General features: G+C 66.8%; 22 protein-coding genes and 3 pseudogenes. 12 read left to right on the forward strand and 13 right to left on the reverse strand.

Annotation, left to right across the window (positions count from 1 at the left end; all coding sequences use genetic code 11):
• Positions 1–56: 56 nt before the first annotated feature.
• The 4 genes and pseudogenes from CA606_RS20585 to CA606_RS12270 all read right to left on the reverse strand — a co-directional run.
• Positions 57–164 (reverse strand): annotated as a pseudogene (locus tag CA606_RS20585) (hypothetical protein); the annotation flags it as partial.
• Between the two features lie 127 nt (positions 165–291).
• Entirely contained in the window at positions 292–1,218 is a 927-nt protein-coding gene (locus tag CA606_RS12260; protein WP_096050874.1) for a hypothetical protein, read from the reverse strand.
• Positions 1,219–1,381: 163 nt separating this feature from the next.
• Positions 1,382–2,794: a calcium-binding protein gene (locus CA606_RS12265; protein ID WP_096050873.1), complete on the reverse strand. Its 1,413-nt coding sequence runs from the start codon at positions 2,792–2,794 to the stop codon at positions 1,382–1,384.
• An 11-nt stretch (positions 2,795–2,805) separates the two neighbouring features.
• Positions 2,806–3,171 (reverse strand): helix-turn-helix domain-containing protein, encoded by a 366-nt coding sequence (locus tag CA606_RS12270; protein WP_096050872.1) that lies wholly within the window; start codon positions 3,169–3,171, stop codon positions 2,806–2,808.
• Positions 3,172–3,327: 156 nt separating this feature from the next.
• Between CA606_RS12270 and CA606_RS12275 the strand changes: the two genes are divergently transcribed.
• Together CA606_RS12275 and CA606_RS12280 are read left to right on the forward strand one after the other, a co-directional pair.
• The gene (locus CA606_RS12275; protein WP_096050871.1) at positions 3,328–4,284 is read left to right on the forward strand and encodes a glycosyltransferase family 2 protein; all 957 of its coding nucleotides are present in this window, start codon (positions 3,328–3,330) and stop codon (positions 4,282–4,284) included.
• A pseudogene (locus CA606_RS12280) lies at positions 4,281–4,852 on the forward strand (hypothetical protein). The gene CA606_RS12275 and the pseudogene CA606_RS12280 overlap by 4 nt, the downstream one beginning before the upstream one ends.
• A 42-nt stretch (positions 4,853–4,894) precedes the next feature.
• Here the strand turns inward: CA606_RS12280 and CA606_RS12285 are convergent.
• On the reverse strand, positions 4,895–5,404 hold the full coding sequence (locus CA606_RS12285; RefSeq protein WP_096050870.1) for a surface-adhesin E family protein: 510 nt from the start codon (positions 5,402–5,404) through the stop codon (positions 4,895–4,897).
• A 131-nt stretch (positions 5,405–5,535) separates the two neighbouring features.
• On the opposite strand from CA606_RS12285, the gene CA606_RS12290 reads away from it, so the two are divergent.
• Positions 5,536–6,204: a TetR/AcrR family transcriptional regulator gene (locus CA606_RS12290; protein ID WP_096050869.1), complete on the forward strand. Its 669-nt coding sequence runs from the start codon at positions 5,536–5,538 to the stop codon at positions 6,202–6,204.
• 244 nt (positions 6,205–6,448) lie between these two features.
• Positions 6,449–7,294, forward strand: coding sequence for a hypothetical protein (locus CA606_RS12295; RefSeq protein ID WP_096050868.1), 846 nt, complete (start codon positions 6,449–6,451; stop codon positions 7,292–7,294).
• Positions 7,295–7,341: 47 nt separating this feature from the next.
• Here the strand turns inward: CA606_RS12295 and CA606_RS12300 are convergent, their stop codons facing one another.
• From CA606_RS12300 to CA606_RS12310, 3 genes are all read right to left on the reverse strand, one after another.
• A complete protein-coding gene (locus CA606_RS12300; RefSeq protein WP_096050867.1) occupies positions 7,342–8,403 on the reverse strand; it encodes a Leu/Phe/Val dehydrogenase in 1,062 nt (353 codons plus the stop codon).
• Between the two features lie 62 nt (positions 8,404–8,465).
• Positions 8,466–9,524, reverse strand: a complete 1,059-nt coding sequence (locus tag CA606_RS12305; protein ID WP_096050866.1) for an alpha/beta hydrolase — start codon at positions 9,522–9,524, stop codon at positions 8,466–8,468.
• On the reverse strand, positions 9,521–10,105 hold the full coding sequence (locus CA606_RS12310) for a uracil-DNA glycosylase family protein (RefSeq protein ID WP_096050865.1): 585 nt from the start codon (positions 10,103–10,105) through the stop codon (positions 9,521–9,523). The genes CA606_RS12305 and CA606_RS12310 overlap by 4 nt, the downstream gene beginning before the upstream one ends.
• Positions 10,106–10,190: 85 nt before the next feature.
• On the opposite strand from CA606_RS12310, the pseudogene CA606_RS20085 reads away from it, so the two are divergent.
• Positions 10,191–10,271 (forward strand): annotated as a pseudogene (locus tag CA606_RS20085) (hypothetical protein); the annotation flags it as partial.
• 84 nt (positions 10,272–10,355) lie between these two features.
• Here CA606_RS20085 and CA606_RS12315 read toward each other — a convergent pair.
• The gene (locus CA606_RS12315) at positions 10,356–10,988 is read right to left on the reverse strand and encodes a glutathione S-transferase family protein (RefSeq protein WP_096050864.1); all 633 of its coding nucleotides are present in this window, start codon (positions 10,986–10,988) and stop codon (positions 10,356–10,358) included.
• Positions 10,989–11,061: 73 nt separating this feature from the next.
• Positions 11,062–11,349, reverse strand: coding sequence for a DUF3253 domain-containing protein (locus tag CA606_RS12320; protein ID WP_096050863.1), 288 nt, complete (start codon positions 11,347–11,349; stop codon positions 11,062–11,064).
• Between the two features lie 101 nt (positions 11,350–11,450).
• Between CA606_RS12320 and CA606_RS12325 the strand changes: the two genes are divergently transcribed.
• Positions 11,451–11,903, forward strand: a complete 453-nt coding sequence (locus CA606_RS12325; protein ID WP_096050862.1) for a PaaI family thioesterase — start codon at positions 11,451–11,453, stop codon at positions 11,901–11,903.
• Positions 11,904–11,907: 4 nt separating this feature from the next.
• Here CA606_RS12325 and CA606_RS12330 read toward each other — a convergent pair whose 3' ends face one another.
• The 3 genes from CA606_RS12330 to CA606_RS12340 all read right to left on the reverse strand — a co-directional run bounded on the left by CA606_RS12330 (position 11,908) and on the right by CA606_RS12340 (position 14,487).
• A complete protein-coding gene (locus CA606_RS12330) occupies positions 11,908–12,531 on the reverse strand; it encodes a glutathione S-transferase family protein (protein WP_096050861.1) in 624 nt (207 codons plus the stop codon).
• A 197-nt stretch (positions 12,532–12,728) separates the two neighbouring features.
• The gene (locus tag CA606_RS20590) at positions 12,729–13,166 is read right to left on the reverse strand and encodes an endonuclease domain-containing protein (RefSeq protein WP_096050860.1); all 438 of its coding nucleotides are present in this window, start codon (positions 13,164–13,166) and stop codon (positions 12,729–12,731) included.
• A 40-nt stretch (positions 13,167–13,206) separates the two neighbouring features.
• The gene (locus tag CA606_RS12340) at positions 13,207–14,487 is read right to left on the reverse strand and encodes a NupC/NupG family nucleoside CNT transporter (protein WP_096050859.1); all 1,281 of its coding nucleotides are present in this window, start codon (positions 14,485–14,487) and stop codon (positions 13,207–13,209) included.
• A gap of 308 nt (positions 14,488–14,795) precedes the next feature.
• Here CA606_RS12340 and CA606_RS12345 point away from each other — a divergent pair, with 308 nt between their 5' ends.
• The 6 genes from CA606_RS12345 (at position 14,796) to CA606_RS12370 (ending at position 21,793) form a co-directional block, all read left to right on the forward strand.
• Positions 14,796–16,004: an ABC transporter permease gene (locus tag CA606_RS12345; protein WP_096050858.1), complete on the forward strand. Its 1,209-nt coding sequence runs from the start codon at positions 14,796–14,798 to the stop codon at positions 16,002–16,004.
• Complete coding sequence (locus tag CA606_RS12350) at positions 16,001–16,750, forward strand: ABC transporter ATP-binding protein (protein ID WP_096050857.1); 750 nt, start codon at positions 16,001–16,003, stop codon at positions 16,748–16,750. Before CA606_RS12345 ends, CA606_RS12350 begins: the two co-directional genes overlap by 4 nt.
• A gap of 20 nt (positions 16,751–16,770) precedes the next feature.
• A complete protein-coding gene (locus CA606_RS12355; RefSeq protein WP_096050856.1) occupies positions 16,771–17,775 on the forward strand; it encodes an HlyD family secretion protein in 1,005 nt (334 codons plus the stop codon).
• Between the two features lie 392 nt (positions 17,776–18,167).
• On the forward strand, positions 18,168–19,229 hold the full coding sequence (locus tag CA606_RS12360) for a sensor histidine kinase (protein WP_096050855.1): 1,062 nt from the start codon (positions 18,168–18,170) through the stop codon (positions 19,227–19,229).
• Between the two features lie 129 nt (positions 19,230–19,358).
• On the forward strand, positions 19,359–20,264 hold the full coding sequence (locus tag CA606_RS12365) for an SDR family NAD(P)-dependent oxidoreductase (protein ID WP_096033499.1): 906 nt from the start codon (positions 19,359–19,361) through the stop codon (positions 20,262–20,264).
• A gap of 230 nt (positions 20,265–20,494) precedes the next feature.
• Positions 20,495–21,793, forward strand: coding sequence for an outer membrane protein transport protein (locus tag CA606_RS12370; RefSeq protein ID WP_096050854.1), 1,299 nt, complete (start codon positions 20,495–20,497; stop codon positions 21,791–21,793).
• Positions 21,794–21,835 lie beyond the last annotated feature (42 nt).

Genomic DNA, 21,835 nt, shown 5'->3' on the forward strand with positions numbered 1-21,835 from the left:
TCAAACTTCACTGACACCGCGCTAAAACAACCTACCCCAAAAGAGTACCGAACCGCTCAGCCGCGCGGCGCAGGCTCGCCCACGGGCCCTAGATCGGGGCTTGGATGCCCAACCAGCGAGACCGTCCCCACCCGCGCGGCGACGTGATCGTTGGCGATCGTCATGACCCGACGCCCGAGCGCCACTGGGACTACACCCAGTCGATAGGCGTCATGCGCCAGATTGCGCCGACGCAGAACCAAGCCGCCGCGATCGCCCGACAAGGCCGCGCTTGACCCCACGCGGCGGCGATCAGGCGTGAGCCCAGAACCCGAACGCCTGGAACTGGTTTCCACGGTAGAAGTTGCCAGCACGATACCGAAAGTTCGTATCGCCGGCCTGGCTTAGCAGCGGCTTCGTCACCTTGCCGCCTTCGCGCACGGCGCTGAACCCGCTGGGCGCGCCCGGCTCGGGCGCCACGGCGGTAATGTGGCCTGACCTCGCCAAATCCTTGCGCTTGGCGCAGATGATCACCGCCTCGCCGAGGTTGGCCGCCGCCTGGGCCTCGTCCGGCGTGGTCAGCCGCCGCCAGCCGTAGTCATCGCTCCAGTGGGCCAACCAGTCGAACAGGCTGTTGGCGTTCATCTCCCGCACGGTCTCGCCATAGCTTACGGACGGGGTCTCTCCCTTGGCGATGGCCATGAGCGCCTTGTCCATCCACCAGACGCGCGGCAGGTAGACCCCGGCCAGGTTGGCGTAGTCATAGGCGTAGATATTGCAGTAGGTCTTGCCCGCGCCAGGAGCCCAGCGGCCGCCGGTCGGGCTGTCCAGCCAGGCGATCGCGGCGTGCAGGGCTGCGATTTTATTGGCCGCACTGTCGGTGGGCCTGCGCACGGCCGGCATGCCGGCGACGGGCGCGAGCGCCGAGGCCATGGCGGTCTTCGCCGTTCGCACGCCGCGGGGCGGGATCAAATGGACAGCGGGAGGGACCACCGAGGCCGGCGCAGGCGGCGGCGCGGAAGGCGCCTGGGCTGCGGCGAGATGCTGTGCGCTCACAAAGCCCCGGAAGAGCGTCGCGCCGAGCTGGGCCTCGACTTCGATCCAGCCGGGGACCGTCGAGCCGCCAACCTGCCGGACAAGCTGCCCCTGGTTCAGCGTGGCGAGACGCGTGGAGGGTTTTACAACCGGCTGCGAGCGTAGATTCAGCCCCGTCGCCGTCACCTGGAACCAGCTAGCCATCGTCCGCCTCCCTAGATGTTGATGTAACCATAGGTGGCGCGTGCCGCAAAAACAACTATCGCGAAAATCCGACCCTACCGGCGCGCAGGATCCCCGCCTCCAGTTCGGTTCACATTGCGGTGACGGTGCGTGAAATCGAAACACTCATAGAGCGCTCAGCTGATCAGCCGCGCGGCGCGGGCTCGCCCAGCGAGCCCAAATCGAAGCTCGGCTGCCCGACCAGCGAAACCTTCTCCAGCGGCGCTGCGGCGTGATCGTTGACGATCGTCAGGCCCACGCGGAAGCTCGTCGGCGCGGCGCCGCCCAGCAGGATGAAGGCGTCTTCCTGGCCATCGCCATCGATGTCGAAGCCCACACGAGCGCCCGCGACCGGCTGGCTGACCTCCGCCAGGACGGCGATATTGGACTCGCCCAGCGCCGCCCCCTGGACGGCCAAGATATCGGCGACCGCCGTAGAGCTCACGACGGTCAGCTGCCCCTTGCCCTGCACTTCGAGGTGATCCCCGCGTGCTGCGGAGAAATCGAGGACCACGCCCAGCAGGCCTTCGGTCTTGTCCGACGGCGGCTGCGCGGCGACCAGGAACGTGTCGGCGCCGGCGCCGCCGCTGGCGACGACGCGCGCGCCCATGACGATCTGGTCGTTGCCGTCCCCACCCTCGAGACGATCCACCTGGCCCGCCCCCGTGCCATGGCCGTCGACATAGTCGTCGCCTGCGCCCGCCTGGATGGTGTCCGCCCCTTGCGAACCGCTCAGAACGTCATCGCCGGACGTGCCCCGGGTCACCGTCTTGCTGGTCGCAAAACCATTTCCGGCAACCTCGAAGCCGCCTTGCGGTTCGGCCGGGGGCGGCGACGGGCTGGCTTGCGCGGATGGGGGATGTTCGGTCGAGGGCTGCGGCGCGAGCGCGCTCGGCGGCTTGAACTGGCCCAGGCTCGGCGACTCGGCGTTGGCGGCCTGGACGGCGATGGCTTGTGCCGTGATCGCCTTCAGTGCGACCTGCGGGCCCGTTTCGCGCGCGGCCGCGGCGACGATCACCGTTTCGGCCTCGCTCTTGCCTGTTTCCAGGGTCAGCGCGGCGATGAGCTTTGAGGCCAGCACCACCATCGCCGGATCCCCCATGCGCGGCGCGCTCTCGAAATCCAGGCGACCGGCACTTCCGAACTCGACGCCTCGGAGCTCCAGATAGAGGCCGAAGGCGACAACCAGCGACAGGAACGACTGGACCTCGCGATTGGCGGGGCTGAACGCGACCACAACGCCCGTCGCCTCTTGCGGCGCGCCGGTCGCGAGCACCTGGCGCAGCGCGCCCCACAGGCTGCCGACCTGATGGAACATGTCGACCGCCGCATCGTGCACGACGAACTGCCCGTCGATCCGCGCGATGTGGACCAGCACATCCTGATTGGCGTCGGTGACGACGTACCAGGGATCCCCCGCGTCGGTCTGGCCGAACACGGCGTCGACTTCGCCATAGCTCGAGGTCAGCTGCTGGGTGAGCAGCATCAGCAGGCCCCGCTCGTTAGCGGACCAGTCAGTGGCCGGCGGCCGAGGACTGAAGGCTAGAACCTCACCCATCGCGTTGCTCGTCAGGCCTGCGCGGCTCGGTCGGCGACAAACGGCGCGACCTCTTCGGCAGGTTCGATCTCTCCTGCGGCGCCGTCGAACAGCAACCGGTGCAGCTCGGGCTCATAATAGCGCAACAGCGTGCGCGCAAACTGAGTGGGATCCAGGCCAAGGCTTTGAGCCCACACGGCCTGAGCCTCGATGGGCACGCGCCCCAGGCCGTTCTCCACTTGCGATACGAACGTGTAGTAGCGAAGCCCCGTCTTCTCCGCCAATTCGGCCTGGGTCAGGCCGGCGGCTTCGCGCGCAGCCTTCAGCCAACGGCCGGCCTCGCGTCGCAAGCTCTTGGTCAGGGCCGCCTTGGCGGGATTCATCGCCGTTCGTGACATCGCAACGCCGCTCGCACGCCCAACTGCGGGCGCTCCCTAGTTGTTACACATTGCATAAAAACGCAACAACCTGTTGCGCCGCTTCTTCAGAGCCCTTGCATCCAGGCGTCACCGGACATACAGTTTTAACGCAACTATTTCGAATGAAGCAGCGCCATGTACCTGACCATCGATCCCGCGCACGCCCGGGCGGCCGCCTTGGCGGTTCAGCCCCGCCTCTCGATCGTGATGGTCGTCTATATGACCGGCCCCGCCCTGATGGAGAGCGTCCGCCACGCCCTGGCCGAGCCCTTCACCGAGGAGTTGGTCATCGTCGACAATGGGTCATCCAACGCCGACGCGGCATGGCTGCGAGCGCTCGCGCGCCGCGAGCCGCGCGTGCGGCTGCTGCAGGGCCTTGGCAATATCGGGTTCGCGCGCGCCGCCAATCTTGGCGCGACGTCGGCCAAGGGCGAGGAGCTGGTGTTCCTCAACCCGGACGCCTTCCTCACCCCCGGCGCGATCGCGGCGCTGCGGGAGGCGGCGCGCGATCGCCCCTCGCCTTGCGTGGTGGGGGCCCGCGTCTTCAACACCGACGGAACCGAACAGCGGGGCGGCCGGCGTGGCGAGATCACGCCCGTGACCACCCTGCTCAGTCTCTCGAAGCTTAGCGCCACCCTGCCCCCGCTGCGCCGCTTCGAGATCCACCGGGAGGGCGATCCCCCCCCGCCCTACCCGGTGGACACCCCCACAATCTCGGGCGCGTGCTTCTATATGACCGCCCTTGATTTCCAGCGGCTGGGCGGGTTCGACGAGGGCTACTTCCTGCATGTCGAGGACATCGACCTCTGCTGGCGGGCCCGGCGGCAAGGCGGATGCGTGCTGTTTCAGCCGCACGCCCGGGTCGTTCATGTCGGCTCCACGAGCCGCGAAAGCCCTCTGGTCATTGAGTGGCACAAGGGCAAAGGCCTGGTGCGCTATTTCCTCAAGCGCGCCGACAGCAAGCGTCGCAAGGCCCTGGCGCTGCTGCTGGCGCCGTTGATCCTGGGCGCGGCCGTCGCGCGCCCGCTGCTGAGGATGGCGCACCGACGGATGGTGCGTTCCGAAGCGCGCCTCGCGCCGCTCCCAAGCTGAAGCCTTCTCGACGAACCCCGTTACCGCTATCACAGGCGCGAAACGTCGGAACGCGCCCATGCTTCGCTCCCTGATCCTCGTCGCAGGCTTGCTGACCGGCCTGGCCGCGCCGTCCGCCAACGCCGCGCCCAAGGATAGCTGGGGCAAGCCGGGGACCTCGTTCCTCCAGTATCGAACCGATGCGGTGGAATGCGCCTACGAGGCTCAGACCAAGGCGCCGGTGTCGATCCCGACCGTCGACCTGACCTACATGACCGACGCCGCGCAACCTGACGCGCAGCCGACCCAGGACCTGACGCAGCCCAACATGGACGTCACCGCCCTGGTGGACTACGCCGCGCGGGCCCAACTGCACATGAGCAAGACGTGGCGTGAGGTCGCTCGGCAGCTGGAACCGGCGCTGGAAGCGTGCCTGCGCAATCGGGGCTATGGCCCCTTCCGGCTTGAAAAGGACCAGATCGAGCAGCTCAAGCGCCTGCCCGCCGGCTCGCGCGCACGGCAGGTCTATCTTTGGAACCTGTCCTTGAACGGCAAGCCAGACATCGGCAGACCGCAGCGACGCCGCTAGGGCCTGCCGGGCTTAGATGGACCCCTCCAGCGCTACAGGGCTCTAGCCGGCGGCGTCGGGCCGCATGCACGCGGCCTCGACCACCGTCTCGTCGAACGCGCCCGCCTCGGGCTTGGCCCAGCCGTCGTCGTCGAACTTGAAGGCCACAGGCTCGCCGCCGAGATTGTTCTCCGGATAGCGATAGACGGCCAGGCTACGGAATGAGCGCGTCTTGCAATCGACGTCCTTGGCCAAGCGCTCGGAGCGGAACGTGAGGCCCGCCTCTGTCTGTGGCAGCCGAAACTCGTGGCGAACCCAGACCCGCTGATAGTCCGCGCCGGCGGGCGTCTTGCCCGTCTTGGCGAACATCATGACGGACTTGTCCTCGCCCACGCCCAGGAACGGCCAGCCGATCCCCTCGATCTTCCGGGACCAGGGCGGCATCGGCGACGGCTTCTTGTCGGTCGCGGTGATCGTGACCGAATCCACCTTGGCCGCATCATCCTTGGGCAAGGTGCCCGGAGCGCCAGCCTGTCCGCTCAACAGCAGAACGGCCGTCAGCATGCCGATCATCAGGTCGCTCCCACGCGCTGTGCGGGAAAAGCCTAAACGCCAAAGCCGTTACACGCTACAGCGACGATCTTGACGCTTGCGCCAAATTCGAACGCCCGTAAGACTTCCCTGCGGGTAAAGGGGAATCTGTAGTGAGTCCGACGACTGACGCCGCCGCTTCGCATGAAGTCGACGCGAGCGAGACCGAAGCCGCCACCAAGAACCTGGTGTTCGTCGCCGCCGAACGCCTGTTCGCGCTGCACGGCTTCCAGAACGTTTCGGTGCGCGACATCACGGCCGCCGCCGGCGTGAATCTGGCCTCGGTGAACTATCACTTTGGCTCCAAGGACGCGTTGCTGTTCGAGATCTTCAAGCGGCGCACGGCCGAGCTCAATCGCGAGCGCGCCAAGATGCTGCACGAGGCCAATGATCGGAACGCCGGCGCTCCGCCGCTGCGCGAGATCCTGGCGGCCCTGCTGACCCCGCCGCTGCGCTGGCTGGCGCCCGATCACGAGCGCCGCATCTCGCTGCAGTTCCTGATCCGCGCCCGCAGCGAAGGCACCGACGAGATTCGCCAGGTGCTGAAGACCGACGTGTCGCACCTGCGCCGCTTCTCGGACGCCCTGCTGCGCGCCCGCCCCGAGCTGTCGCCCGAGGAGGTCTACTGGCGGCTGCACTTCACCCTGGGCATGTTGCACAACAACCGCTTCGCCGAGTTCGACCGGCTGAACGTTCTGTCCGAGGGGCAGACCAGCGAAGCCGACGTCGTGGCCCTGCTGAACCGCATGCTGGGCTTCGCCGAGGCCGGTTTCCGCGCCTGATCGCGCACCGAACCGGCGCCGGGGCTTCCCTGACGAGACGGCTTGTCCCCGCCGGGGACGGCTTTCAGAGCAAGGCCCTGAGCCCTTGCGGTTAAAGGAAAACGCCCGCCGCGCGCCCCCGACGCTGGGGTCCCCAATTCGGGCGCGTCATCTCAGCGCAGGCGTTCAACTCACACGCTAGACGCCTGTACAGGGCCCTGCGGCGCCCTTAACCTTACCGGCAGGGAATGGGGAGCTGTCGAGCATGCGACATGTCGCGCTCGGATGTGTGTTGGTGGCGACAGGTCTCGCGGTCGTAGGAACCGCGACGGCGTGGTCGACTCGTGCTCCCGAAGCCTTCAACCAGACCCTGACGCTCGCAGGCGGCCCGACGGACGGAGCCGCCGGTGATGACGTGGACGCGCCCATCGCAACGGCGCGTTACGGCGGCGAGCGGTCGCGGACGACTGCGGCGGAGGCGACAACAGCGCCGGCCGCCGCGACCGTAGCGCTGGCCGGCGGCCTGTCCGAAGCGGGTCTAGCCGGGGCCGCGCCCGCCAAGCCAGAGCCAGCCCTCTCGACGCCCAAGGCCTACGCCCGCACAGAAGCGCCGGCCCCGCGCCCCGCGACGCGGATTCTAACCGAGGCCGCGCCGTCCCATCCGCGCCCGGTTCTGGCCCTGACCCACGTCAAGACCTATCGGCCCTACGCCAAGGTTCTGAAAGTCGAGGTCGACAAGGAGCCGCTGCCGTTTACGCCGTTGGGCGTACAGTCTAGCGCCGTGAAGCGCCTCAGCCTCAACGCCTCGAACCTGATCTCGAAGGCCAGCGCCTCGGCGGAGGACCTCCGGCGCGGGCGCTGGATGCTGTTCGCCGCCAGCTCCGGCAAGGCCTACAGCCTGAACATGGTGCGCGACACCCTCAATGGCTGGCGCAACGCCGGCTTCAGCGAAGATAAGGTCGCGCGCTTTGGCAGCCGGCAGGTCGGCGTCGGCTATCGCAAGAACAACAATCAGGTGTCGCTTTCGGCGACGCGGCGCAAGCTGAACTCGATCGACTATTCCGACAAGGATACCGTCGTCGGCGTCACGGTCTCGATCCAGGGGCGCTAAGCCCGACGGTCTCCGCGGCGCAACCCCAGAGACCGCCCGGGACGCGCTCAGCCGCGCGCGGCGGCGATTCGGGCGCGCGCGATCTCGTCGGCGACGAGGTTGGCCGGACGCTTTTCGGCGATCGACTGATCGATCACTTCCGCCAGGGTCTGGGCGAGGCGATCAAGCTTGGTCGCCACCCAGCCGCCGTCGAAGGCGCCGCCGGCTTCCAGGGCGCGGATCTCGGCCGCCACATTGATGATGCCGCCGCCGTTGATGACGTAGTCCGGCGCGTAGAGGATTCCGCGATCGAACACGGTCTGGCCGATCATCGCGTCGGCCAGCTGGTTGTTGGCGCCGCCGGCGATCACCTTGACCTTCAGACGCGGCAGGGTCGCGTTCGAGATCGCGCCGCCCAGGGCGCAAGGGGCGAACACGTCGGCCTCGACGTCGAAGATCGCATCGGTCGGCACGATCGTGGCGCCGGTCTTGGCGGCGACCTCGGCCAGGGCGACCTGATTGACGTCGGCGATGATCAGCTCCGCGCCGGCCGCATGCAGCTTTTCAGCCAGATAGGCGCCGACGTGGCCGACGCCCTGGATGGCGACGCGAACGCCCTTCAGGTCGCGGTTCAGAGCGCGCTCGACGCAGAGGCGCACGCCCCGGAACACGCCCTCGGCGGTCACCGGCGACGGATCGCCCGAGGCGGCCGCGTGGCCTTCCAGGCCGGCGACGAAGCGGGTGGTCTTGCGGGTGCTTTCCAGGTCCGACGGCGAGACGCCGACGTCCTCGGCGGTCCAGTACTGGCCACCCAGGCTGTCGACGGCGCGACCGAAGGCTTCGAACAGTTCCGGCGTCTTCTGGCTACGGCTGTCGCCGATGATCACGGCCTTGCCGCCGCCGAAGTCGAGGTCGGCCATGGCGTTCTTGTACGACATGCCGCGCGACAGCCGCAGGGCGTCCGTCAGGGCCGCATCGGCGCTGGAGTAGTCCCACATGCGGCAGCCGCCGGCGGCCGGTCCGCGCGCGGTCGAATGGACCGCGATGATCGACTTCAGACCAGTTTTTTCGTCGAAGAAAGCGTGAACGCCTTCGTGTCCCTCGAAATCGGGGGAATCGAACAAGGTCATGCTGCCGGTCTCGCCTCAGCCAGAATGAAGTTGGCGGGCGGTGTACGCTGGCTTTCCCCGGCTCACAAGCCCGAAGGCTGACCTTGCGACAAGGTGCGTTTGGCCGCCTTGGGCGGGTCAAGCGCTGTCATGCCCGTGACGCTGGCGGGGATGGCCGGAACACCCGACGGCGGCCAGGCGTCGGGCGGGTCGCGCAGGAACGCCTCGGCGTCCCGCCAGACCACTTCGGCCTGCTGATCGACCAGCAGGAGGTGATAGCCCTTCGGGTAGTACGCGGTTCGTGCGCCGGGCTTCAGGCGACTCACCGCCTCGACCGTCGGCGCGCGGGGAATGATGTGGTCGTTGGCGCCGTAGAACCAGGCGACCGGGACGGAGATCGCGCCCGGCGACGTCCAGGCGCGCTCCATCAGTCCGACCAGCCCATAGAGCGTGTCGGAGCGCGCGCCCCAGATCATCAGCCGATCACGGCCCATGCGGCGTAGTTCGTCCAGATTGTCGGACGGCGTCACCTCACGCACCAACCACTCGGGCGGCTTGATCACCCAGTCGCCCTTCGCATGGGCGGTGATCCACAGGCTCAGCTTGTTGGGCAGCGGCTGGTTCGACCATCCCCAGACCGCCGGGGCGAACAGCATCAGCTTGTCGACGCGCGGCGGGTCGGGCGTCGCCATGGCGCTGATCGCCAGGCCGCCACCCATGCTGATTCCGGCCAGGGCGACCTTGGCGCGCGGATGACGTTCGCGCACGGCCTCGACCAGCAGACGGACATCCTCGATGACCAGCTCGGCCGGCGCCCAGACGCCGCGCTCGGGCGAGCGACCAAAGCCGCGAACATCCAGCGCGTAGGTCGCGATCCCCCTGCCCGCCCACCAGGCGGCGGCCAGGTGATAGGCGTTAGAATAGTCGTTCATGCCATGCAGGCCGACCACGACCCAGTCGGGCTCGCCGGCCGGCAGCCAGCGCATCAGACCAAGATGCGCGCCGTCGAAGCTGATGAAGGCCTCGTCTGTCAGGCGCGGCCCTCGAAACCCCAGCGCCGCCAGCTCAGGCCGCTGGCGCAGCGGCGCACACGCCGACAGCGCGGCGGCGCAGGCGGACAGGATCAGGGCGCGGCGGTTCATGATCGTAGAATGTCCGCGACACGCTCGCGAAGATAGGGCGTCACCTCCGCCTCGAACCAGGGATTGCGCTTCAGCCAGGCGGTGTTGCGCCAAGACGGATGCGGTAGAGGCAGCACATTCGGTCCGAACTCCCGCCAGCGGGCGACCGTCTCGGTCATGGTCTTGCCCGTTCGGCCGGCCAGGGCCCAGTCCTGGGCGTAGCCGCCGACCAGCAGGGTCAGCTCGACATTGGGCAAGGCCGCCAGGAGCTGCGATCGCCACAGCGTCGCGCAGCGCGGCGGTGGCGGATAGTCGCCGCCCTTGGGATTGGTCCCCGGAAAACAGAAGGCCATGGCCGCAACGCCGATCTCGGGCCGGCCATAGAAGGTCTCGCGGTCGATCCCCATCCACTGCCGCAGGCGGACGCCCGAGGGGTCGTTGAAAGGCAGGCCCGTCTCGTGGACGATCCGGCCCGGGGCCTGGCCAGCGATCAGCAGCCGCGTCGCCGCGCTAACCCGCGTCACCGGCCGGGGCGTGTGCGGCAGGTACGGCGCGCAGGCGCGGCAGGCCGAGATTTCGGAGAGAAGGGTCTCGAGGGGCATGGACGGGATTTAGGCGATCCCGTCCACCGCCCCAAGGGGGGCGCCAAGGGTCAGTACTCAGTCGCCTGAAATCAATTTCTGTCGTCATCCCGGCCGGAAGCCCGCTTGCGGGCTGGAGCGCCGGGACCCAGGGGCAACCGCACTGCGCCGGCCCCTGGGTCCCGGATAGCCTCTACGAGGCTTCCGGGATGACAAGCGGTTTAGTCTTTGAAGTATCGGAGCTTTCGTGTCCGCAATTGGGTCCGCCGCCTTAAGCGCCCAGCATCCGGCGTTCGCGCTTGATGATGTCCGCAAACGACGGCCGGGCCAGGATGGCGTCGGCATAGGCCTTGGACTTGGGCCACTTGGCGAAATCAAAGCCGGCGTGCTCCAGGTTCACGAAGGGGCTGGCCACGGCGATGTCGGCCAGGGTGAACCGGTCCTCGATCAGGAAGCCGCTGGCGGGGATCGCGTGCTCCAGATAGTCGAGCACCGGCGGCATCGCGACGTTGATCCCCTTTTCGATCGCCCCTTCGTCAGGCTGGGCGCCCATGAAGCGCGGCCCCACCACGCGGTTGAAGAAGATCGGGCCCGCAGCGCCGACAAAGATCGAGTCGGCGTACTCTTCGTACCAGACGGTCCGCGCGCGCGCCTTGGGCTCGGTCGGGATCAGGTTCGGCTCGGGATGGGCCGCATCCAGATAGGTGATGATCGCCGAGGAGTCCGAGATCTTGAAATCGCCGTCCTGGAACCCGGGAATCTTGCCGAACGGGCTGCAGGCGTCGAACTCGGTGTCGGGCTGGCCCAGCCGGACCACCTTGTTGTCGTACGCCAGACCCTTTTCGGTGGCGAACACCATGGTCTTGCGGACGAACGGCGAAAGCGACGAGCCGTAGATGAGCATCGATGGTCTCCCTGGTTTGGGAGACCATAGGCCATCGACTTAGTTTCTTTTCAAGACTAACTTGAGACCGCGACTATTCTTCTTCGCCGGCCGGCTCTTCGAAGCTGGTCGGGTCGCCTTCCAGGCGCAGACGGATGCGATAGACGCCGCGGAACTTCTCGGGATTGACCGGCTTGTTGTGGCGCAGGATCACCACCTTGCCCTCGCGCGCGAGTTCGATGGCGTTGGTGCGTACGTGGCCCAGTTGCTGCTGCCAGCGCTCGGGCTGGATCGCCTTGGCGATGTTCATCGGGTCGATCGACTTGCCTTCGGGCAAGGCCGCCAGTTGGAACAGGATGGTGTCTTGGATCGGGGTGGTCATACGCCTCGCCATGCCACGGATCGCGTCCGAACGCGAGGCGCGGCTTGCGCGCGCGAGACGACCGCTCTAACTGAACCCCGATAAGTTTCGGAGGGGACGGCATGGACGGCGGGGCCGAGAGTTCCAGCAGCTCGCGATTGGTCGAGAGCGGTGAGTGGGCCGGTTGGCGCACCTGGCAAGGCATGGACCCGTTCGAGGACCAGTCCGGCCCCTTCTATTTCCGCGAGGATGAAACCGGCCGCGTCACCTGCGCCTTCCGCGCCGAGCCCAAGCACATGAACGGCGGCGGCTTCATGCACGGCGGCTGCATGATGACCTTCGCCGACTTCTGCCTGTTCGCGATCGCCTGGCGTGACCTGGCCGGGAGCCACGCCGTCACCGTCAGCCTGAACGGCGAATTCGTCGGCCCGGCCCGTCCCGGCGACCTGGTCACGGCCACCGGCGAGGTCGTGCGCGCTGGCGGCGCCCTGCTGTTTGTGCGCGGCCTGATCTCGACCGGTTCCAGCCCGATGCTGAACTTCTCGGGCGTGATCAAGCGGATCCGCTCGCGATAGCGCCTCAGGCGGTCATGCCCGCCGCAGCGGCGGGCCTGGCCAGCATGGCGTCCAGCCAGCGGTTGACGTGGACCCGTTCGGGATCCGGCCGCCACTTGATCATGCGTCCGAAATCCAGGCTCGTGACCGCGATGACATCGACGATCGTGATGCGGTCCGCCGCGATGAACGGGCTTTCGGCCAGGCGGTCATCGAGCACCCTCAGGCTCTTTCTGACGCTCTCGAGATTGTAGGCGGCCACTTCGGGGACCTGCGCCTCCAGCGCGGCCATGCCGGGATGGCTGTGACGCACGCCCTGCATCATCGGCGTGGCGACCATCATCTCGGTGCGCCGCAGCCACATCTCGATGATCGCCGTCTCCTTGGGGTCGCGCCCGAACATGTTCGGCTCGGGATAGACGCTTTCCAGATAGCGGCAGATGGCGACCGACTCGGTGATCACCGTCCCATCGTCCAGCTCCAGCGCGGGCACGTGGGCGAGACCCGCCTTGCCGCGATACTCCGGCGACCTGTGCTCGCCGCCCATGATCGACAGGCTGACGATCTCCACGTCGGAGATCCCCTTCTCGGCCATGAACCACCGCACACGGCGCGGATTGGGGGCCCGCAGGCAATCGTAGAGTTTCATGGTCGTCCTCCCCTTTCGCCCACACTAAGAGCCCTTCCCCTCGATGGGGAAGGGTCGGGAGGGTTAATCGCTGAGTCTCAGCCGCAAGACGCGCTCGGCCAGGAGGAGCTGATGGCCTAGGCGCATGTGCCTGACACGATGTCACCCCATCCCAACCCTTCCCCATCAAAGGGGAAGGGAGCTTCCCTGCGCGGCCCTTACCTCAAAGCCCTTCCCCTTGATGGGGAAGGGTTGGGATGGGGTGATTGCTGAATTTCCGCCAAGACGCGCTCGGCCACGAGATACGGATTGCCGAACGCCTCACCGTCGCGGACACGCATGACGCGATACCCCTGGGACGCAAGCCAGGCGTCGCGCGCGGCGTCGTGCAGTTGAGCTTCAGGATGATCATGCCGGCCGCTGTCGACTTCGATGACGAGCCGTGAAGCGTGATGGACGAAGTCGACGACATAGCGCCCGATCGGCGCTTGGCGGCGGACGTGGAGGTCAAGAGCGCGAAGAGCCTTCCACAGGACCCTCTCGCTGACGGTCATCTCGTTCCGGAGACGACGGGCGCGTTTGACGACGCCAGGGGCATGTCGAGGCGTCGGTGTTCCTTCGGACACGCTGTCACCCCATCCCCTACCCTTCCCCATCAAAGGGGAAGGGAGGAAAAGGAGCAACCTTTAGTTGACTCTAGAGCCCAAACAGGCTGCGCGGCATCAGGCCGACCAGCGAGGCGGTCAGGCAGGTGGCCAGGAAGCCGGCCATCATCGCCTTCCAGACCAGGCCCAGCACTTCCTGCCGGCGCTGGGGCACCAGCACCGAGAAGCCGGCGACGTTCATGCCCACCGAGCCGATGTTGGCGAAGCCGCACAGAGCGTAGGTCATGATCATCCGGGTACGCTCGTCCAGCAGGGCCTCGCCCACCTTGGACAGCTGGATGAAGGCGGTGAACTCGGTCAGGATCAGCTTCACGCCCAGCAGACCGCCGGCCGTGCCCGCTTCCTCCCACGGAATGCCCATGGACCAGGCCAGCGGCGCGAAGACTACGCCCAGGCCGCGCGCGATGCTCAGCGGCTCGCCGCCCACCGGCGGGAAGGCGCCCAGGATCTTGTCGACCATGGTGGCCAGGGCCACGAAGACGATCAGGGTGGCGCCGACGTTCAGGGCGATCTGCAGGCCGTCGGTGGTGCCCTTCATGACCGCGTCGATCGAGCTGCCGTAAGTCTTGTCCTCAGCCGCGAGGTCGAGATCGGCGCCCTTCTCCATCGGGTCGGACGGCACGATGATCCGGGCCAGTAGCACGCCGGCCGGGGCCGAGATGATCGAGGCGGTCAGCACGTGAGCGGCGGCGTTGGGCAGGACGTCGGCCAGGATGGTGGCGTAGGCGACCATGGTCGAGCCGGAGACGCAGGCCATGCCGACCGCGATCAGCATGAAAAGTTCCGAGCGGCTCAGCTTGTCGAGATAGGCGCGGATGAAGATCGGACCTTCGACCTGTCCCATGAAGATGGTGGCGGCGGTGGCCAGGGCCGGCGGGCCGCGCAGACCCAGCGTCTTCTGGAACACGAAGCCGAAGCCTTGGGCCAGCCACTTGAGGATCTTCCAGTGCCACAGCAGCGCCGACAGGGCGCAGACCACCAGGATCACGGGCATGACGCGGAACGCGAAGATGAAGCCCGCGCCCGGATTGCTCACCGTATAGGGCTGGTCGCCGCCGGCCAGGAAGCCGAACACGAAGGCCGTACCGGCTTGGGTCGAGGCGCCAAGGCCCTCGACAGCGCCGTTGACGCCACGCAGCATCTGCTGGGCTTGCGGCAGCCCGAACAGGACCAGCACCAGCATCACCTGAATGACGACGGCGCCAATGGCCAGGACCCAGGGGAACCGCTTACGATTCTCGGAAACGAGCCAGCAGAGGCCTAGGGTGAGCGCCAGACCCGCCAGGGCCTGAACGTTCTCGGGACGGAACATCAAGACGAAGACCTTACAATGAGGCGACGCCCCCGCGACGCCGACCAAGGGGCGAGATTGACACCAAGTCAGCCGTCGCACGCAAGCGCCTTGCGTAAGGAATGGTTAACCAGTCCGCAAGGCGCCTAAGTCATAAGCCTCTTACTGCCAGGGCGCCGTCCCGCCCGCTGGATGGCTAAGACAGCCCTTCAACGCGACCCAGGCCGACTATTTCACCCCGGAAATGCGCCTTACCCCGATTTAACTTGGCCGCTCGGCGATCGGCGTTCATTGCTGCAACCGTCGATTGGGGGAGCACGAGTCCGCAAATGTCGTTGGCCTTGGCCACACTTCTATACGAGTGGCGTCGTTACATGGCGGCTGTCGTCGCCCTGGCCTTTTCGGGCCTTCTGGTGCTGGCGCAGGTCGGCATGTTCGTCGGTATCGGCAAGGGCTTCACCGCTCAGATCGACCGCGCGCGCGCCGATGTCATGGTGCTGGGCCCGGGCGCCAAGGCGCTGTTCGGCGGCGGTCAGTCGGGCCTGCCCCGGCGGATGATCCCGCTGGTCTACAGCCACCCCGAGGTCACCCAGGTCGCGCCGCTGGACGGCTCGGGCGGACGCTTCCAGAACATCCTGTCGCCCGAGGAACAGGCCAAGATCGAGGCCCGCACCAAGGCTGCGGCCAAGGGCGGCAAGTCGCCCCCGCCCGGCGGCGGCCGCAAGACCGAGTTCGTCAATGTCACGGTGATCGACGCGATCCCGGGCTATGTGACGGTCCCGACCGACTACACCGATGAAATGATCGAGGCCCTGCGGCGTCCCTACGCCGTGGCCGTTGACGAAACCGCTCTCAAGCGCCTGGGCGTGAAGAAGGGCGACAAGGCCCTCTATAACGGCAAGACCATCTATATCGCCGTGGTTACGCGCGGTTATCCGAACGTCATCCAGGCCACCCTGGTCATGTCGCGCGACACCCTGCGGATGCTGGGCGAAGCCGACACAGGCCAGCGCGTCGGCCCGCTGATGGTCGAGATCCAGGACCCGGCGCGCGCCGAGATCGTCGCCGCCCAGCTGAACAAGAAGGCCGACGGCAAGTTCCGCGCTTGGACCCGCCAGGAACTGGCCGACGCCAACTCCAGCGCCATGCTGGACGATCAGATCATCGGCATCATGCTGGGCTTCTCGGCGTTCCTGGGCCCGCTGATCGGCGTGGCCATCACCTGGCAGACCCTGCGCGGCGCGATCATGGCCAACATCAAGGAGTTCGCCTCTCTGCGCGCCCTGGGCGTGTCGATGGGCGACCTGCGCAACATCGTCATGGAGCTTTCCTTCTGGGTCGGGATCGTCGGCGTCTTCGCCGCAGGCCTGCTGACCTGGGGCGTGTCGCTGCTGGCGGCCATGGGCGGGGTGCCGATGTACTTCCCGCCGGTGCTGGTCGCCATCGTCGCCGGCTTCCTCGTCGCTATCGCCATGCTGTCGGGCTTCCTGTCGCTCGGCGTCCTCAAGAACAGCCAACCCGCGGATCTGCTGCGATGACCCGTGACAACGCGCACAAGCGTGGCGAAACCGCCCTGGAAGCCCGTGGCCTGGTCAAGCGCTTCAAGACCGGCCGCTCGTATATCGAGGTGCTCAAGGGCATCGACTTTGACGCTAAGCACGGCGACGTGACGATGGTCATGGGTCCATCGGGCTCGGGCAAGTCGACCCTGGTCGCCGCTCTGTCGGGCCTCCTGAAGCCCGACGAAGGCAAGGTGTCGGCCCTGGAGGCCAAGGACCTTTGGGCCCTACCCACCGGTAAGATCGACAAGTTCCGCCTGGACCACTGCGGCTTCATCTTCCAGGGCTTCAACCTGTTCCCGGCCCTGACGGCCAAGCAGCAGGTGATGACGGCGCTGAAGTACCAGGGCGCCAGCGCCGGCGAGCAGGCCCGTCGCGCTCAGGCGGCTCTGGAGTCGGTGGGCCTAGGCCCGCGCGTCAACCAGCGCCCGTCCGAGCTGTCGGGCGGTGAAAAGCAGCGCGTGGCCATCGCCCGGGCCCTGGCCAAGAACCCGAACCTGATCTTCGCCGACGAACCGACCTCGGCGTTGGACGGCGAGAACGGCCAGATCGTCATCCGCCTGCTTCGCGAGGCGGCGTCCGTTCGCGGCGCGGCGGTGATCTGCGTGACCCACGACCCGCGGCTCGAGGCCTATGCCGACCGCGTCATCCACATCGAAGACGGCCGGATCCTGGACGACGTGCGTAGAACGCCCGACGCCAATCCCGCGCCGCTCAGCCACTGATTTTCTGGGGGAATTTCGACATGCCCGGCTTTCTGCGCCGACCCGCCTTCTACATCGTCCTGGTCGTCGTGCTGCTGCTCGGCGGCGGCTTCTTCTACGCCAAGGGCCAACAGGCCGAGAAAAAGAAGAAGCTTGAGGCCGCCGCCGCCCAAGAAGAGCCCTCCCCCTACGCGGCCATCGCCCAGGGCAAGGCCGACGTCGAGGGCGGTGTGATCCAGGTGGCCGCGCGCCGCCCGGGCATCGTCCGTGAAGTCTTCGTCCAGGAAGGCGACATCGTCACCAAGGGCCAGCCCCTGGCCAAGCAGGAGGACGATGACGTTCGCCTCGCGGCGCAGACCGCGGCCGCGAACCTGGCCTCGGCCAAGGCTCAGCTGGCGCTCTATCAGGTGCAACTGCGCACGGCGCAGCGCGAGTTCAACCGCCTCCAAGGCCTGGCCGGCGCGAACTATGTCGCGGCCCAGAAGCTGGATAGCGCCCGCGACCAGATCGCCCAGGCGCAAGCCAATATCGGGACCCAACAGGCGCAGATCAGCGTCGCCTCCGCCCAGCTGGCCCAGGCCAACTACAACCAGGAACTGACGGTGATCCGCGCGCCGGCCGACGGCCGCATCGCCCGCCGCCAGGCCAATCCGGGCTCGGGCGCCTCGACCCTGAACGTGACGGCCATGTTCGACCTCGAGCCGAACACCCAGCGCATCGCTCGCGCCGAGATCGTCGAGGCCGACATCCCGAACGTGACGATCGGCCAGGAGGTCGAGATCCAACCGGAAGGCAGCCCGGACAAGACCTATATCGGCAAGGTCCTGCGCCGCGCCGCCGTGTTCGGCGCCCGCAAGCTGGCCTCGGACGATCCCAGCCAGCGCAGCGACGAGCGCGTCGTCGAGGTGGTGGTCAGCGCCGACGGCGCCCCGCTGCTGGTCGGCCAACGCGTGCTGGTCAAGTTCATGAAGCCTGGCCAGAAGGCCGGCGTGAAGCGCGACAAGCCGACCCCGCCGGTCGCGGGCGGAGCCAAGAAGAAGGCGTAAGACCGCCTTCAGCCCACAACACCCTTTGAGCGCCGCGCGGATCCCCGCGCGGCGTTTTCATTTGGCGCACGGCAAGGCCGCCCTTGCCCTGGGCGGACGGATGAGCGCCCCGTCGTCATAGGGCCAAGCCCGCCATCGTAGATGGTCGACGCCCCCTCCGCAGACTCCCCAAAACACCTTGGTCTTGCTGGATGTTATGGAGACCACGCTCGCGCCAGAGCGGTTGTAGGATGCACTTTTCGACCATGGATCGAATAAGGATGCGTCGCGCCCAAGCTAAGTGTGATAAGCTGGTCTAATACACGCCGCCCTTCATTCGCGGCCTAGACCCAGACATTCTAAGCCAGGTACGGCTTTCTTCTCGCAAAGCCTCTGGTCGGCGAAGGACAGCTATGGCTGGCCACCCCATTCTGCACGTCGATGCTGGACACGGTTTAGCCATGGCGATCATCGCCACGGCCGCCGAGCCAACCTTGCTGCTTGATGACGACCTGGTCGTCATCGCCGCCAGCGACAGCTTCTGTCGGGCGTTCGACATCGATCCCGCCCACACGTCAGGCCTGCGCATCTCTGATCTTGGAGCCGGTGAATGGGATGCGCCACAGCTGAGGTCTCTGCTCAAGGCCACCGCGTCGGGCAGCGCCAAGATCCCCGGCTATGAGATGGACCTGACAGCCCCTGGCCGACCCATACGGCGACTGGTGCTCAACGCCGAAAAGCTCGTGTTTGGCGGGACACAGGACTTGCTGATCCTGGCCGTGGCCGACGTCACCGATCTTCGCCTCGCCGAAAAGGTCAAGGACGACCTGATCCGCGAAAAGGCGGCGATGCTGAAGGAACTGCAGCACCGGGTCGCCAACAGCCTGCAGATCATCGCCAGCGTGCTCTTGCAGAGCGCCCGCCGGGTGCAATCCGATGAAATCCGCCAGCACCTGCACAGCGCTCATCATCGGGTGATGTCGGTGGCCTCGGTCCAGCGTCAGCTGGCCACGACCGGCGAGGACGAGGTCAGGATCGGCGCCTACCTGACGGAGCTTTGCGACAGCATCGGCGCCTCGATGATCCGGGATCCCGCCCTGCTCACCCTGAGCGTCGAGGCCGACGCCAGCGTGACCAATTCCGAAATCTCCGTCAGCCTCGGGCTCATCGTGACCGAACTGGTGATCAACGCGCTCAAGCACGCCTTTCCCGACGATCGGCCCGGAACGATCAAGGTCGCCTATCGGTCCCAAGGCGCGACCTGGCGCCTCTCCATCGCCGATGACGGCGTTGGGATGCCATCTGGAGACGTCGGCAAGCCCGGGCTCGGTACAAGCATCGTGCGGGCCTTGGCGGCGCAACTGAAAGCGGCCGTGAGCGTGACCGCCAACAACCCCGGCACGATGGTCGTCATCGACCATGACGAACACGTCATCGCACCGACCGACAAGGCGGCGGTTCCCCTCTTGATCTAGCGAGTTCCGCCGCGCGGCCGACATGGAGCGCAGCCGTGAGGATCAACACAAGCCCCCTCCCCTTGACCTCCCCTCTCCCGCGCCGCACAAACGCGCCAAACCAAACACACGTTTGAGGGAGACTTCGGCATGGCGGACATCCGCTTCGACGGCAAGGTGGCGATCGTGACGGGCGCCGGCGGCGGCCTTGGCCGACAGCACGCCCTGGAACTGGCGCGTCGCGGCGCCAAGGTCGTGGTCAACGACCTGGGCGGCTCGATGGACGGCTCGGGCGGTTCGTCCGAAGCGGCCCAGAAGGTGGTCGACGAGATCAAGGCCTTCGGCGGCGAAGCCATCGCCAACGGCTCTTCGGTCACCGACGACGCGGGCGTCGCCCTGATGATCAAGCAGGCCATGGACACCTGGGGCCGCATCGACATCCTGATCGCCAACGCCGGCATCCTGCGCGACAAGACCCTGACCAAGATGGAGCTGGCCGACTTCGAGCTGGTCATGCAGGTCCACGTCTTCGGCACCTTTAAGCCGATCAAGGCCGTCTGGGACATCATGAAGGCCCAGAACTATGGCCGCATCGTCGTGACGACCTCGTCGTCGGGCATGTACGGCAACTTCGGCCAGAGCAACTACGGCGCGGCCAAGATGGCGGTGCTGGGTCTGATGAACACCCTCAAGCTCGAGGGCGCCAAGAACGACGTCAAGATCAACGCCATCAGCCCGGTCGCGGCCACCCGCATGACCGAAGGCCTGATGCCGCCCGAAGTGCTGGCCAAGCTGGCCCCGGAATATGTGACGCCGGGCGTCGTCTACCTGTGCTCGGACGAGGCTCCGACCGGCGCGATCCTGACCGCCGGCGCCGGCGCCTTCGCCCTGTCGCGGATCTATGAGACCGAGGGCGTCTATCTGGGCGAAGGCGGCCTGTCGGCCGAGGAAGTCCGTGACAGCTGGGGTCAGATCACCGCTGAGGATGGCCAAAAGGCCTATTTCAACGGCGGCGAACAAGGTCAGAAGTTCTTCCGCAAGATGGCCGGCGGCTGACGCGCCAGCAATAAAACAAAGATCAAAAAGCAACGTTCTATCAATATTCGACAGAACAGTGATTAATGCGGGGGCTTTCAGCCCCCGTTTCTTTTACATAACTGACAAAATTCAGCACCAGCACCAATAATATCAACGCTATTTGACTGAATGGGTTACAGGCGGCGCTCCTCGAGCGCCAACTGGCGCCCGGCGGACCTCCTCCTCCCCAAGAAGGTCGCTAGTCAAAGATGTCTCTTACGCGTACCCGCCTCGCCGTCGGCGTGGCTTTCGTGGCGCTCGTCGCCGCTTCCCAGGCCTCCGCTTCGGCCTTCTATCTGCAGGAACAATCGGTCCGTGGCACGGGTCGCGCCTATTCGGGCGAAGTCGCTGACAAGGGCGTCGGCAGCCTGTGGTGGAACCCGGCCTCGATCGCCGGCATCGCCCGCAGCGAAGCCCATTTCGGCCTGAACCAGATCCTGGTGAACTCCAAGGTCACCAACACCGGCTCCAGCATCACGCGCCCGGTTCCCCCGGCCGGTCTGACCACCGCGGTCGGCGGCGCCGACACCGCCTTCGACCCGATCAACAACGGCGTCGTGCCGAACTTCGGCGCCGCCTGGAAGATCAACGACAAGCTCTCGCTGGGCCTGTCGGTCGCCGCGCCCTACAACTTCACCACCGAGTACAGCGCCAACAGCTGGACCCGCTACGACGCGCTGAAGTCGCAGCTGCGGACCGTCAATGTCGAGGGCGTGGTCGCCTATCGCGTCAACGACATGCTGGACCTGGGCCTGGGCGTGACGGCGATGTACGCCGACGCCGAGCTGACCAACGCCCTGCCCAACATCTCGCCGCTGCAAGCCGATGGCCTGCAATCGCTGAAGGGCGACGGCTTCGCCTATGGCTACAGCGTGGGCGCGCAACTGCACCCGTCCAAGAGCCTGACGATCGGCGCCAGCTATCGCAGCAAGCTCGAGCACAAGCTCGACGGCACGGTGAAGGTCTCGGGCCTGCTGGCCCCGATCCCCGCCGCCAACAACTTCACGGTCGACGGCCAGGCCAAGATCACCCTGCCCTGGATCGCCAACCTCGGCGCGCGCTGGGCGGTGAACGACCAGTGGACCCTGAACGGTTCGGTCAGCCGCGTGGGCTGGAGCGAGTTCGACGCCATCCGCGTCAGCTTCGCCGGCGGCGGCTCGACCAGCCCCCAGGACTATAAGGACGTCACCACCTACGCGGCCGGCGTCGACTACCAGGCCTCGCCTCGCCTGACCCTGCGGGCCGGCGTGCAGTACGACCCGACCCCGACCCCGGAGATCGGCCGCACCGCTCGCGTTCCGGACGGCGATCGCATGATGTACGCCACCGGCGCGACCTGGGCCGCGACCGAGACCCTGCAGCTCGACGCCGCGATCAGCTACATCGCGTTCGACAAGAGCCAGATCAATCGCACCGATGTCACCGCGACCAGCTCGACCGTCCGCCTGCGCGGCGATGTCGAGGGTTCGGCCGTCGTGCTCGCGGCCGGCGCGCGCTTCAGCTTCTAAGGCTGAGAACAGGCCTAACTAAGAAGCCCGCCTGGAGCGATC

The organism is Caulobacter vibrioides, assembly GCF_002310375.3.
GTDB classification, from domain to species: domain Bacteria; phylum Pseudomonadota; class Alphaproteobacteria; order Caulobacterales; family Caulobacteraceae; genus Caulobacter; species Caulobacter vibrioides_D.